Consider the following 13534-nt stretch of genomic DNA (forward strand, 5'->3'; position numbering starts at 1 on the left):
AGTTGTGGCCAAATCACTTCAGGACAAGGTCGTCATTGTTACCGGCGCTGGCCGTGGTATCGGCCGGGAAATCGCACTGCTCTGCGCCGCCGAGGGCGCCAAGGTCGTCGTCAATGACCCCGGCGGCGCGCCGGACGGCGCTGGCACCAACGCCGCGCCTGCGGAAGAGGTTGTGGAAGAAATCCGCAAGGCCGGCGGGACCGCGGTCGCCAATTTCGAGACCGTTGCGGAAGCAATTCCGGCCAGCAAGATCGTCAAGCAGGCCGTCGACACTTACGGAAAGCTCGACGGTGTTGTGAACAACGCCGGTATTCTGCGAGACGCAATTTTCCATCGGATGAGCGTGGAAGCGTTCGAGGCCGTCATCAAGGTTCACTTGATGGGCTCGTTCTATGTGAGTCACGCTGCGGCGCGACTGTTTCGCGAGCAGGAGAGTGGCTCGTTTGTCCACTTCACTTCGACCTCGGGCCTTGTCGGCAATTTCGGTCAGGCGAACTACGCCGCGGCCAAGCTCGGCATCGTCGGGCTTTCCAAGTCGATCGCGCTCGACATGAACCGGTTCAACGTTCGCTCGAACTGCGTCTCGCCGTTTGCCTGGAGCCGCCTCATCGGCACGATCCCAACGGAGACGGACGCTGAAAAGGCCCGCGTTGAACGGATGAAACAGATGGGCCCGGAAAAGATCGCGCCGCTGTCGGCCTTTCTGCTCACGGATGCCGCAAAGGATGTGACCGGGCAGATCTTCGCGGTGCGGATGAATGAAATCTTCCTGATGGGACAGTCTCGCCCGATCCGATCCGTGCAACGGAGCGAAGGCTGGACCACCGCGACCATTGCCGAACACGCGATGCCCGCGCTCAAGGGTTCGTTCTACAAGCTCGATCGCTCCGCGGACATTTTTAGCTGGGACCCGATTTAGAGATCGCGTATAAGCGCCGTCAACAACAGCAAGAACCGAGGAACGCCTTGTCCATCACTCGACGCACATTTGGTATCGGCACAACAAGTCTCGTGCTCGGAACGGTCGCAGCTCCCTGGATCCGGCGCGCTGGCGCCGAGGCGGCACCGATCAGGATCGGTGTCATCAATTCGATGAGCGGTGGCCTATCGGCGTATGCCCAGGAAGGGCAGCCTGCGCTCGAATACATGATCAAGAAGATCAACGATGGCGGCGGGATCAAGAGCAAGGGTGGCGCGAAAATCCAGTTGATCCAGGCGGACGACACCAGCCAACCCGCCCGCACTGCGACCGAAGCGCGCAGGTTGATCACGGAAGAGAAGGTTCAACTACTGACCGGCACGATCCTCAGCGCTCAGATGCTGGCGCTGACGCCGGTGCTCGACGAGCTGAAGGTGCCGACGCTCTCGATCTGGGCCGGCGGTGCTCATTCGAACTATATGTTCTCGCTCGGCTACCCATACGAGCGCGGTTACGCGCAGACGATGCACGACTTCATCGTCACATTGCGCGATGGCAACAAGTTTCCGATCAAGACCGCGGTCATGAGTTACTCGAATTACGAGGCGGGACAGCAGGTCAATTCCTTCCTCGTGCCAAAGCTCAAGGCAAGCGGCATCGAGATCATCGGCGAGGCGCCACTGGACACCCGAGCGCAGGATCAGACCTCTGCGATGATCCGTATCCGGTCGCTCAAGCCGGACGTCGTGACAGGTCTGGTGACGCCAAGAGACGGTATCCTGCTGCATCAAGCTCGCTACAATCTCAATTATCACGCCAGCATTTTTGTCGGCGGTACGGGCGGCTATTCCGACCTCTCGCTATGGAAGGATCTTGGACCTGATGTGGGCAAGGCCGTTCTCACGCGCAATCTCTTCGCGATGACAGGATTTAGCGCGGGTGCCAAGATCGAGTCTATGCAGAAAGTTGTGGCGGAGCTGCGCGATGTCGCGAAGCTGGACCGGATCGGGCAGGGGGCCATTCAATACGCTCAGGCCGCCCGGGTGCTTCAACGGGTCCTGGAAGCTTCTTCGTCGCTCGAAGGCGGTGCTTTGCTGGATGCTTTCAAGAAATTCGACATGCCGTTCGGCGATCCCGATCTGTATGTGGCCAAGCCAAAAGGCCTACAGTTCGCGGACGACCGTCTGCTCAAGGATGGATCGGCCATGATGGTTCAGTGGTTGCCCGACCGGGACCAGGAAGTGGTCTTTCCGAAGGAGTTCGCGCAGGCTGCGCCACGGGCCCGGACCTGAGTTCACCGTGGCGCTACTTGAGGTCGACAAGGTCAGCAAACGGTTCGGCGGCCTTCTTGCGCTGAACGACGTGAGTTTTGCAGTCGAAAAGGGCGACATCCTCGGCATTATCGGTCCGAACGGAGCCGGCAAGACGACGCTATTCGGCGTGATCTCCGGCTTTGTCCGACCATCGAGCGGCGACGTGCACTTCGATGGCATACGGATTACCGGCATTTCGCCCGATAAGCTGACGCGTCGCGGTCTGGTACGCAGCTTTCAGATCGTGCAGACTTTTGCCGATATGACGGCGCTCGATGTCGTGACCACGGCTGCGCTGACGCGCCGTCCGATCCGTGAGGCGATCGAGTATGCCGCCGATGTGCTGACGCGGGTCGGGCTCGGCAAGAAGCTCGATCAGACGCCCGCGACTCTGTCGCTCCAGGACAAGAAGCTGCTTGAGCTCGCCAAGTGCGTGGCAACAGATCCACAATGTATTCTGCTCGACGAGGTCATGGCGGGTTTGACCATGGCCGAGACAGAGGCTCCGATCGGCATCATCAGGGAGCTTAACCGGCAGGGTGTCACCTTCGTGATGGTCGAACACGTCATCCCGGTGATCATGCGGCTGGCCACCAGTATGGTGGTTATCAATTTCGGTGAGAAGATCGCGGAGGCCGCGCCGAAAGAGATCATCAAGGATAGCAAGGTCATTGAAGCCTATTTCGGAGAGCATCTCGATGCTTGAAGTCGAAGGCCTCGTGGCCGGCTATGCAGGTACTCCGGTCTTGCGGGATATCTCGCTTAGACTCGATCGCGGCGAAATCGTCGGGTTGCTGGGAGCAAACAACGCCGGCAAAACGACGTTGATCAACAGCCTGTCGGGCATAGTGATGCCAATGGCGGGTCGCATCATTTTGGATGGGCACGACGTGACGCGCGCAACGCCGATGCAGCGTGTCGAGATGGGAATCATCCAGGTTCCGGAAGGACGTTTGGTTTTTCCAGAGATGAGTGTTCGCGAGAATCTGCTGCTCGGCGGGTTTTGTGATCGTGCACGACCGATCCGGCCGCGTCAGATGGAGAAGGTGCTGGCCTTGTTTCCGCGCCTGAAGGAGAGACTGGCGCAGCCGGCGGGCACGCTGTCCGGAGGCGAGCAGCAGATGTTGGCGATCGGCCGCGGCCTAATGGCTGAGGCCCGCGTGTTGATGCTTGACGAGCCTTCGCTCGGCCTATCGCCTCTCTTTGTGCAGTACATTTTCGGGATCGTCGATCAACTGCACAAAGACGGTTTGACCATGCTTCTGGTCGAGCAGAACCTCAATTTGACGCTCCGACATGCACAGCGTTGCTATGTACTCGAACGCGGCCATATCGCAGTCGAAGGCGCGGCGGAGGTCGTGAAGAATGATCCCCGAACGAGACAGGCCTATCTCGGCCTGTGAAAGGGAGGCACAATTGAGCGAACTATGGCAGGCGCTGGCGCAGGGAATCCTCATCGGGAGCACCTATGGGCTCTTGGCGCTCGGCATGGGCCTCGTCTATGGCGTGAGCGGCGTGGTTAATTTCGCGCATGGCGACTTTATCTCGCTCGCGATGTTCATGTGCCTCGCCCTGTTTTCAGCGTTTTCGCTTGATCCTTACGTGTCGGCTCTCGTTACCATTCCCGTCATGACTGCGATCGGCGCGCTGGTCTATAGATTTTTGCTGAGGCCGATGATCGGCTACAAGTTTCTCATGGTGGTGCAGTTGACGCTGGGACTAAGTCTGGTCCTGCAGAACGGCATTCTCATGATCTTCGGTGGACAGCCTGCACGCACTCCATCGATCGTCGAGTCCAAGCTTATAATTCTCGGTGACGTGGTGCTGCGGCTGGCGCACGTGATCGCGTGCGCCGTCGCATTCGCCATGGCGATCGGCCTCTATATGATGCTGCGATCGACGGATTTCGGGCGGTCGATCCGTGCCGTGCATCAGAATGCGCACGCGGCTGCGCTGATGGGGATCGATGTGGGGCGGGTCCAGGTCATGACGTTTGCGCTTGGGATTGGAATACTCGCGGTCGCGGCGGCTCTTCTGCTTCCCGGCACCCCGATCCAGCCGACTCAAGGTTTGCAATATACGGTGATCACCCTGCTTGTCGTTGTACTGGGCGGGATGACGAATTTTGTCGGGATCATGCTGGGCGGTCTCGTGATCGGCATTTCCGAGGCGATGGGCACGGTCTATGTCTCGGATACGCTCGGGCGCTTGGTGCCATATGCTATCTTCGTACTGATCATGCTGTTCCGGCCGCAGGGCCTGACCTGGAGGGCATCATGATCAAGGACGATTTCTTCAAGACGTTGGTGTCACCCTGGCTGTGGGGAGTCGTTTTGCTCGGCGCAATGCTGCCGATGGTTCTGTCCAGTTACCACACGCATATTCTCACAATAGCGTTGGTGTACGTTGCGCTTGCGTCGGCCTGGAATATCGTGGGCGGCATGAGCGGGCAGATTTCGCTGGCCCATAGTTTGTTTATCGGAACCGGCGCGATGCTGTCGGCTGCCTTGTTGGTAAAGCTTGGAATCAATATGTGGGCCGGCCTTGTGATTGCGGCCACGACCGCAGGCTTGTTCGGCGCCATCATCGCGTGGATCGACTTTCGATTCCAGCTCGGGCATTTGTCGTTCGTCCTGATTACCCTGGCTTTCGCAGAGATGGCGAGCATCGTGGTCGAAGGCTGGGATTTCCTTGGCGGCGCGTCGGGTCTGCTGTTGCCGCAGGACGCCGGAAACTTTCTCGATTTTCAGTTCGGTGGTGGTCGGGGAGCGTTCTGGGTCATGCTCGGGCTCGCAACCATCATTGTGTTGGTGAATGTCGCCATTCTGAATTCGCCATTGGGCTACTACCTGCGGACAATTCGCGACAATGAAAAGGCCGCGCAGGCGATCGGCGTTAATGTCCTGCGTCACAAGACGACGGCCATGGTCATCTCTGCAGTCCTAACGTCCATCGTCGGGACCGCCTATGTGCGTTACCTGACGTTCGCGGATCCGTATCTGCTTGCTTCGCCGGTGATCACTATCGAGATTGTGCTTTTCGCAACGGTCGGAGGGCTTGGCCGCGCCTACGGTCCGGCGCTGGGAGCCCTATTATTGGTACCCTTGGGCGAGGTCCTGCGCGGTAAGCTAGGCGGCGCGGTTCCAGGACTGCATTACTTCATCTATGGTATCGTTGTGATCGTCGTCATTCTCGCGACGCCTAGTGGGCTCTTGCCGCTGTTTGAGAGGCTCTTCTGGCGACGCAATCGCATGCTTCCCAAGAGTTGATGTTCGGCGCTGCCTCAATGGCATAATGCTATCGAACGGAGCGCTTCTGGCGTAGCTGACAAATCGAGGCGTCGGAAGTGGTCGTCGTTGGATTGGCTGCTTCCATTAATCACTGACGGTACCGGAAGCTAGGCCGCGGGGGATCGGCAGCCGCTATGGCGGAGCACCGCTGCCATTGAATCGATTGACTTCGATACTCGCTGAACTCGTCATTCTTCCGAGCGGCACTAATTTTTCTGTGAATTCAAGAGCAAAAAGTTACAGCGGACATGCCGTCCGGACTTAACCGCGAGCTTTGAAAGTTTGTGCTTTGGATCAACGGCATAGTGTCATCCTAGATAATAGAGTGGGAGTAGCGCAATCGGTCGGTAATGCGCGGTTTAGCGTAGCCTCGGTGTGGTGCGTCTCACTCTCATGCGAAGTGAGCTGTTGGTCTCGACTTAGCTCGAACGAGCTCGGCGCCCCAGCGCGTTTGGCTGACGGAGTACAGCGTCGAACCACAGCGTGCAGAAGAGCTGGAGCTGCTTGAGCCGAGGTCCTCATTTGATGCCGCCCTCAATCGGCATTGCGCCTGCGGACTGAGTTTCCTCGGTACAGCGCGGGCGCGAGTAACGTTCTCGTTTGCCTCATCCTGGTTGACTTCTATGAGTTCCAGTGCGCGCCGATCGATCGCCGCCGCTCGATTGTTCCGAAACTGATAAACCCACCTCTCCGAGAGAGGACGTTGACGACGATTGATCCAGATTTGTATTGTGGATTTTCTCTGCTGTATTATTCGCGATATCAATGACGGTCATGAACCTCAGATCTGTCGATCTCAATCTTCTGGTCGCTCTGAACGCTCTTCTCACAGATCTTCACGTGACCCGTGCTGCCGACAGGATTGGCCTTAGTCAGCCCGCAATGAGCAATGCGCTCTCCAGGCTGCGTCACATCTTCAAGGACGAGCTTCTGGTCCGGACGGCCAACGGCATGCAGGCCACGCCGCGCGCGATCGAACTGGCGGAACCGGTGAAGCGGCTTTTGCGGCAGTTGGAGCGCCTGCTGGACAGCGAATCCGCTTTCGATCCGACCACCAGCACACGGAGCTTTTCCGTGAGGTTGTCCGATCTTCTCAGCCGTCTTCTTCTTCCCGCCGTCGGCAAGACGCTGGAAACGACGGCCCCCTTTGCTCAGCTTGACGTCGTGCACTATTCGCCCACGCATACGGTGGAGGCCCTGGAGAAGGACGAGATCGACCTTGCGATCTCGATGGGTCTCGCGCATTCGAATTCGATCAAGTCGGTCGTCCTGATGAAGGACCGGATGGTGTGCGTGATGCGCGAAGGCCACCCTTTGGCGCAGCGGCCCCTTACGATGGAGACGTTTCTCCAGGCGGCGCATCTCAAGGTCTCGATGTCGCCAACAGACCTCCGCTTCGTCGATGACGTGCTCGCCCGGCAAGGGCTGACCCGCCGGGTCGCGGTCAATGTTCCCCATTGGCTGCTGGTCCCGCACGTGCTGCGGGATTCCGATCTGCTGTCGGTCATGCCACGGCGCCTGGCCTTCGCGATGGTCTCGGAAGATCTTGCGATCAGAGATTTGCCGTTCGCGTCCGATCCCTTCGAATGGTCGATGTATTGGCACCGAAGGCACGATGCCAGTCAGGACCTGAACTGGTTGCGTTCGATCTTCGTCGATGCCGCGCGAAGCCTTCCCGACAGCGACTGAGAGAGGGCCGCTCACCGACCATCTTTCGAAAATCCGCTGCAACGGCAGGATTATTGGTCTGCCAAATAATGGAATAGCGGGTTCCGATTAGACGCCGCCATCCCGATCGCCATCCTGCTCCCAACAATTTCGGTCGATGTCTGTCGACCTTGGGAGGGATGGATGCAAGCGATTTCGGACGTACAGGTGGCATCGGTCAATGCGGGCGCACGCCTCGATCGGCTGCCGATTTGCGGCTTTCACTGGCGGATCCTCGCGCTGATCGGCGCGGGCATGTTCCTCGACGCCTTCGACATCTACCTCGCCGGCGGCGTTCTCGGAGCCGTGCTGAAGGAGGGTTGGTCAACACTCGAGCTCAACGCGGCGTTCGTCACGGCGACCTTCATCGGCATGACTTTGGGTGCCTGGTTCTCGGGCATTCTGGGCGATCGCTACGGTCGCCGTTTCTCCTATCAGGTCAATCTGGCCATCTTCGGCCTTGCCTCTCTGGCGGCGGCCCTTGCTCCGTCCATGCAGGCGCTGATCGCAGCGCGCTTCGTCATCGGGATCGGGCTGGGCGCCGAGATTGTCGTCGGTTACGCAACGCTGACCGAGTTCGTCCCTGCATCGTCCCGCGGCCGATGGATCGGTATTCTGGCCGTCATCACCAACTTTTCCCTGTTCGTCTCGTCGATGGTCGGCCTGTGGGTCATTCCGAGCCTCGGATGGCGCTACATGTTCGGCCTCGTCGGCGTGCTGGCGATGATCGTCTGGTTCCTCCGAAAGTCGATGCCCGAGTCGCCCCGGTGGTTAGCCGCTAACGGCCGCGCCGACGAAGCCGAAGCGATTCTCGCTCGCATCGAAGCGGAAGCTGCCAGGAAGGGGCCGCTGCCGCCGGTTTCGACCGTGCAGCGTGTGGAAGACGAGGGCGGATCTGTCTGGCGCCTGTTCGCACCGCCCTACCTCGGTCGGACCTTGCTCGGCAGCCTCCTGCACATCGTCGTCGGCTTCAGCCTCTACGGCTTCATCGGCTGGTTGCCGACGTTTATGGTGAAGGGTGGCCACAGCGTCGTGTCGTCGCTCGGCTACACGACCTTCATGTCTCTGGGCGGTCCGATCGGATCGCTGATCGGCCTGGCGCTGGCCGATGCGATCGGTCGCAGACAGTCGATTATCGGATCGTCGATCGCGGCGGCGGCCTTCGGGTTGGCGTATCCGTTCATGCCGGACGGCGCTCCGCTCGTCGTGGTCGGCTTCCTTCTCGTCACCGCGATCTACGTGATGTTGGCCACCGGCTTCGCCATGCACGTTCCGGAGCTCTTCCCGACCCGCTACAGGCTCCGTGGCACGGCCATCTGCGCGACCGCCGGGCGCGTGACGACGGCGTTGGTCCAATTCGTCGTCATCGCGATCTTCGCGTGGAAGGGGCTCGTCGGCGTGCTGGTGACGCTCGCGGGCATTCTTCTCTTCCAGGCGGTGGTCTTCATGATCTTCGGCTTCGAGACCAAGGGGCGCGCACTCGAGGAAGTCTCGGGCGTGCCGACCGGAACGGAAGCCTCGGCCTCGAGAGAGAAGGTCGTCGGCATCGGAGCCTAGCGGACACGGACCACAAGTAACAGTGGGTCCGGAGATTCCCTTCGGGCTCAGGGCCGTCGAGCCGTTTGCAGAAGTTGTGATCCTGTAGAGCCGCGACGATAGTCACGACATTCACGTCGCGAATGTGCGCAGAAGAACAATCCATTTCGAAAATGACGATGAATGCGGTCAAATCCGGATCGTCCACTCAGCCAAAGAGCAAAGGGAAGAAGCAATGACCGACATCCAGAAACTGAAGGACACCATAAAGGTCTGCATGTTCGACCAGTACGGCACCGTTGTCGACATGCAGGGCGGCCTCGTCAAGATTGCGACGCCGTTCCTTAAGGAGAAGGGCTGGACCGGCAATCCGAACTCCTTCGTCACCTGGTGGCGCCGGACTCACTTCGAGAACTCAATGATCGACGCACTGCTCCACCGCGAGCACACGCCGTATCGCGAGATCGGTCACCGCGCCGTCTCCCAGGTCATGGACCGGTCGGGCATCAAGTACACGAAGGACGAGGTGAAGTACCTGGTGGGCGAGATCGAGAAGCTCGAATGCTTCCCCGAGGTGCCGGCCGCACTAGCGAAGCTGCAGACCAGGTACAAGCTGGTCGTGCTCTCCAACGGCGACCGCGACATGCTCGAGACGGCCAGGAAGTATCACAAGATCCCGTTCGACAACGTGATCTCCGTCGCCGAGGCGAACTCCTTCAAGCCCCACGTCGCGACCTACACGAAGGCGGCCGAGATACTCGGTCTCAAGATGGATCAGATCCTCTTCGTCGCCAATCACGCGTTCGACGTCATCGGCGCGAAGTCGGCCGGCATGCGCACCGCGATGATCAATCGCCGCGACCGTCCGTTCGAAGAGACGCCGCACAAGCCTGACGTCACCGTCCCCACGATGAAGGACCTCGCGGATGCGATCGTCTAGTACGGAAGCTCTCTCCGGCGTCAAGGTGCTGGACCTGTGCCGCGTCGTCTCCGGCCCCTTCGCCACGATGCACCTCGGCGATCTCGGGGCGGACGTCGTGAAGATCGAAGATCCCCGTGTCGGCGACGAGAGTCGCCGATACGGTCCTCCGTTCGTCAAGGGGGAGAGTTCGTACTTTCTGTCGGTCAATCGCAACAAGCGAAGCTGCGCGATCGATCTCAAGTCGCCGGCGGGGCGGGACGCGGTGATCGCGCTCGCCAGGGCCGCTGACATCGTGATCGACAACTTCAGGCCAGGGACCCTCGACAAATGGGGCCTGTCCTACCCAGCGTTGAGCGGCGGCAACCCCAAGCTCATCCAGTGCAGCATCTCCGGGTTCGGCCGGACCGGTCCAGACGCGAGCCGGCCCGGTTACGACCTGATCCTGCAGGGCGAGTCCGGCGTCATGGACATTACCGGAGATCCGGATGGCCCGCCGATGAAGGTCGGCACTTCCATCGCCGACCTGGTCACCGGCCTCTACGCATCGCAGGCGGTGCTCGCAGCACTCATGAAGCGCGAGAGGAGCGGCGTCGGCGGACGCGTCGACGTCTCTATGCTGGACGCAATGGCCTCGCTGCTGACGTTCAACGCCGGCATGTACTTCGCGTCGGGAGAAAGCCCGAAGCGTCGCGGCAACGTTCACCCCACCATCAGCCCCTACGAAACCTTCGAGGCGAGCGACGGCTGGTTCAATCTCGGCGTCGCCAACGACAAGTTCTGGTCGCTGTTCTGTGCCGTCATCGGTCGCAAGGACCTCGAAGCCGATCCCCGGTTCGACACAGCGCCCAAGCGGGCGGCGAACCGCGCCGCGCTTGGCGCGATTCTGCATCCGACCTTCAAGTCCGAGCCGCGCGACCATTGGCTCGAGATGTTCGGCGGCGCCGGCATTCCGTGCGGTGCGATCAGGACGGTCGGCGAGGTCTGCGAAGCGCCGCAGCTTGTTCAGCGCGACATGGTCCAGATCGTGAGGCACAGGGTCGCCGGCGAAGTCAAGTTCATCGCCCGCCCGCTGCGTTTCGACGACAAGCCGCCCGCGCCGTCCACGCCGCCGCCGACCCTCGGCGAGCACACCGTCGAGGTGTTCGAGCACTGGCTCGGTTGGACGCGGAAAGAGGTGCTGGACTTCGCCTCCAAGGGAGCCTTCGGGGACGCTCCGCTGAAGCAGTCGGCCGAATAGGAAGCAGAACGGATGGACGAGGCGCAGGTTCGGGAACTGGTCGTGGCGGCCATGGGCGACGGTCGCCATGAATTCGGATCGTTCTTTCTGTCGCGCTTCTTCACGATGACGGTCTTCTATGAGGCGGACGCCTGCATCGTCTCTCTCGACGTGAAGCCCTACATGTTCAACCCGCAGGGCTCGCTCCACGGCGGCGTGTTGGCAACGGCCCTCGACATCTCGATGGGACATCTCCTTAAACATCAGTTCGGCGCTGGCGCAACGCTCGAGATGAAGGTCCAGTATTTCGCCCCGGTCCGGAGCGGCCTGAGGACCAGACAGAGGTCCAGAAGAAGGCGGGCCGCGACTTCAAGCACGACGTCGCCGTGCCGGTCGCACAGGTACCCGAGCTGTTGCGCCGGAGTCGCGCCGACATCGAAGCCGGATTTCCCGACGTCTCGGTCGTTCCGTTCGGTCATGTCGGAGACGGCAACATCCACCTGAATGTCGTCATGCCGGGGGCGCTCGGCGCGGACACGGCCGCGGAGCAGGGCAAGCAGATCAGCCAGGCGATCTACGACATCGTGCTCTCACTCGGCGGCACGTTTTCGGCGGAACACGGCATCGGTCGGGCCAAGGTCGACCTGCTCGAGGGCAAGAGAGACCCGATCGAGCTCGATCTCATGCGCCGGATCAAGGCGGCGCTCGACGAGGACGGCTTGTTCAATCCCGGCAAGATATTCCGACCATCGCAAAGCGAACCCGCAGAGGTGCGACGATGAAAGCAGTCTATTTTCCTGGCGATCGCAAACTCGAAGTGGGCGACGCTCCGGATCCGACTCCAGGTCCGGGCGAGGTCATTCTCCAGATCAAGGCTTCCGGCATGTGCGCAAGCGACCTGCGGGCGGCCAACGGGGCGGATTCCATCGCTTTAGCCAAAAAGTCCGAGCTATGACTACTGGTCGCCCTTAGCCCAGAAGGGCTCGTCGGCGTATCAATCGATACCGTCGCCGCTGGCCTTGCTGGCCGGCGCGAGGTTGTTGTTGGCGATGACGGGATGGTGGTGGTCATCATCTCTCTGAACGAACCGCTCCCCTCGTGACGCTGCGCAGTCGAAAGCTTGAGCACCTTCTTGCAATGGTCATTCCAACCGATATAGGCCGTAAAGAAGGCAACGATTCCCGTCCCCACAGCCATGGCGAATATCTGCTCTAATGAATCGAGTGGAACGACACTGGACACGGCCAACGCAACTCTTCCGACGAGTACAACTACCAAGCACGCGACAGCGAGCGCGGCAGCCCGTCTGCGCAACATGAGGAGAAGTAGCCCGGCAATTGTGTATAGGGTGCCGTATCCAAAGACTAAAACCGCAGAAACAGCGCCGAGTGCAGTGGAGATGCCAAAGAATTTATGGGTAAAAGCAGTTATCACCTCCGCGGCGCCGGACAAAATCATCAAAACCCGACGATGGTGAGACATCGATTTTGCCGTATCTGCGATATGTCCGCTGTCCGGCTCAACCCAACCCAGACCTCTGAATGGTTATGAGTCCAAGCCCTGAATGCGACGGCACCATCCTCGCCCGCGCTAGTGAAAGTGAGCGCGGTGAGATGCTGAATTGGCCTGGCTTCCACGCCAACGAATGGTGCCCCGTGCCATCGGGCGAAATGATCCGCGAGGCGTTTGAGTACGTGCTCGGCGATGTGGAAGTCGCGCGCGTCGTGATGAGGTTTGTTTTGGCTTCCTATCATGACCAGCTTGCGCCGTGCATTGGCCGCTCTCGCGCCCCGCGCGCATGCGGCGGCGCAACAGCCTCTAGATTGTAAATGCATTTTAGTTTCAAGGTGTTAGCCCCTTCACAGTCTTTGTGAAGCCGAGGGCCTAAGCTTTGAGAACCACCGCTCGGAAGGCAACGATGACTACACCGGAATGGTATTCCGTACCTGCGACTATCGCCGCCGTTTTTGGCTTGGCCATTATTGTTTTAATTGCCATTGGGGCTTGGTAGGCAGGAGAGCAAGACTGCTTTCAAGCCGCTCGGGAGGGCAAAGATGAACACACCCGAGGCTGTGCGATGCCCAAGATCCTGCTGGTCGAAGACAACGAGATGAACCGCGACATGCTCTCGCGGCGCCTCGTGCGCGGCGGCTACGAGGTCATCGTTGCCGAGGACGGAGCGCGCGGCGTCGCAATGGCGACGAGCGACAGGCCCGATCTCATTTTGATGGACATGAGCCTGCCGGTGATCGACGGTTGGGAGGCGACGCGCCGGATCAAGGCCACGCCCGAGCTGCGCAAGATCCCCATCATCGCGCTCACGGCGCACGCCATGGCGACCGACCGGGACAAGGCCCTCGAGGCCGGCTGTGACGACTACGATACAAAACCGATCGAGCTGCAGAGGCTGCTGAGTAAGGTCGAGACGCTGCTCGCGGCTGCGGGACAGTAGACGACAACAAGGTCTGAACATGCGATGAGAGGGAGTAACTCATGAAAACGGCTCAATACAAATGGTCTCAAAGTGAGGGGTGGCGCCCGAATTTGCCGACCAGTGAAGTCGGACGACAAAGTGTCGTGTTCGTTTTTGGCGCGAGATCGCTGATGCAGGCAGGCGCCCCCGTGGGCGAG

The 13534-nt window shown here is 60.2% G+C and carries 12 protein-coding genes and 2 pseudogenes; all 14 read left to right on the plus strand.

The window, feature by feature from the left end:
* The first annotated feature begins 4 nt into the window (after window positions 1–4).
* The 14 genes and pseudogenes from AC5ZG5_RS41215 (at window position 5) to AC5ZG5_RS41280 (ending at window position 13355) form a co-directional block, all read left to right on the plus strand.
* Entirely contained in the window at window positions 5–919 is a 915-nt protein-coding gene (locus AC5ZG5_RS41215; protein WP_456646942.1) for an SDR family NAD(P)-dependent oxidoreductase, read from the plus strand.
* A 92-nt stretch (window positions 920–1011) separates the two neighbouring features.
* Complete coding sequence (locus AC5ZG5_RS41220) at window positions 1012–2211, plus strand: ABC transporter substrate-binding protein (RefSeq protein WP_456646952.1); 1200 nt, start codon at window positions 1012–1014, stop codon at window positions 2209–2211.
* A gap of 7 nt (window positions 2212–2218) precedes the next feature.
* Window positions 2219–2938 (plus strand): ABC transporter ATP-binding protein, encoded by a 720-nt coding sequence (locus AC5ZG5_RS41225; RefSeq protein WP_456646943.1) that lies wholly within the window; start codon window positions 2219–2221, stop codon window positions 2936–2938.
* Window positions 2931–3635 carry an ABC transporter ATP-binding protein gene (locus AC5ZG5_RS41230; protein ID WP_456646944.1) on the plus strand — a complete coding sequence of 235 codons (705 nt, stop codon included), beginning with the start codon at window positions 2931–2933 and terminating at the stop codon, window positions 3633–3635. Before AC5ZG5_RS41225 ends, AC5ZG5_RS41230 begins: the two co-directional genes overlap by 8 nt.
* Before the next feature lie 13 nt (window positions 3636–3648).
* Window positions 3649–4512, plus strand: a complete 864-nt coding sequence (locus AC5ZG5_RS41235) for a branched-chain amino acid ABC transporter permease (protein ID WP_456646945.1) — start codon at window positions 3649–3651, stop codon at window positions 4510–4512.
* Window positions 4509–5501, plus strand: coding sequence for a branched-chain amino acid ABC transporter permease (locus tag AC5ZG5_RS41240; protein ID WP_456646946.1), 993 nt, complete (start codon window positions 4509–4511; stop codon window positions 5499–5501). Before AC5ZG5_RS41235 ends, AC5ZG5_RS41240 begins: the two co-directional genes overlap by 4 nt.
* Before the next feature lie 795 nt (window positions 5502–6296).
* Window positions 6297–7211: a LysR family transcriptional regulator gene (locus AC5ZG5_RS41245; protein ID WP_456646947.1), complete on the plus strand. Its 915-nt coding sequence runs from the start codon at window positions 6297–6299 to the stop codon at window positions 7209–7211.
* A gap of 162 nt (window positions 7212–7373) precedes the next feature.
* Complete coding sequence (locus AC5ZG5_RS41250) at window positions 7374–8786, plus strand: MFS transporter (protein ID WP_456646948.1); 1413 nt, start codon at window positions 7374–7376, stop codon at window positions 8784–8786.
* A 214-nt stretch (window positions 8787–9000) separates the two neighbouring features.
* Complete coding sequence (locus AC5ZG5_RS41255; protein ID WP_456646949.1) at window positions 9001–9705, plus strand: haloacid dehalogenase type II; 705 nt, start codon at window positions 9001–9003, stop codon at window positions 9703–9705.
* Window positions 9692–10924 (plus strand): CaiB/BaiF CoA transferase family protein, encoded by a 1233-nt coding sequence (locus AC5ZG5_RS41260; RefSeq protein ID WP_456646950.1) that lies wholly within the window; start codon window positions 9692–9694, stop codon window positions 10922–10924. The genes AC5ZG5_RS41255 and AC5ZG5_RS41260 overlap by 14 nt, the downstream gene beginning before the upstream one ends.
* 105 nt (window positions 10925–11029) lie before the next feature.
* Window positions 11030–11230: pseudogene (locus AC5ZG5_RS41265) on the plus strand (PaaI family thioesterase); the annotation flags it as partial.
* A 35-nt stretch (window positions 11231–11265) separates the two neighbouring features.
* A pseudogene (locus AC5ZG5_RS41270) lies at window positions 11266–11685 on the plus strand (FAD-binding oxidoreductase); the annotation flags it as partial.
* Complete coding sequence (locus AC5ZG5_RS41275) at window positions 11682–11858, plus strand: hypothetical protein (protein ID WP_456646951.1); 177 nt, start codon at window positions 11682–11684, stop codon at window positions 11856–11858. The pseudogene AC5ZG5_RS41270 and the gene AC5ZG5_RS41275, both read left to right, overlap by 4 nt.
* Window positions 11859–12980: 1122 nt before the next feature.
* Window positions 12981–13355, plus strand: coding sequence for a response regulator (locus tag AC5ZG5_RS41280; RefSeq protein WP_130231145.1), 375 nt, complete (start codon window positions 12981–12983; stop codon window positions 13353–13355).
* The last annotated feature ends 179 nt before the right edge of the window (window positions 13356–13534 follow it).

The organism is Bradyrhizobium sp. Ses1, assembly GCF_059512365.1.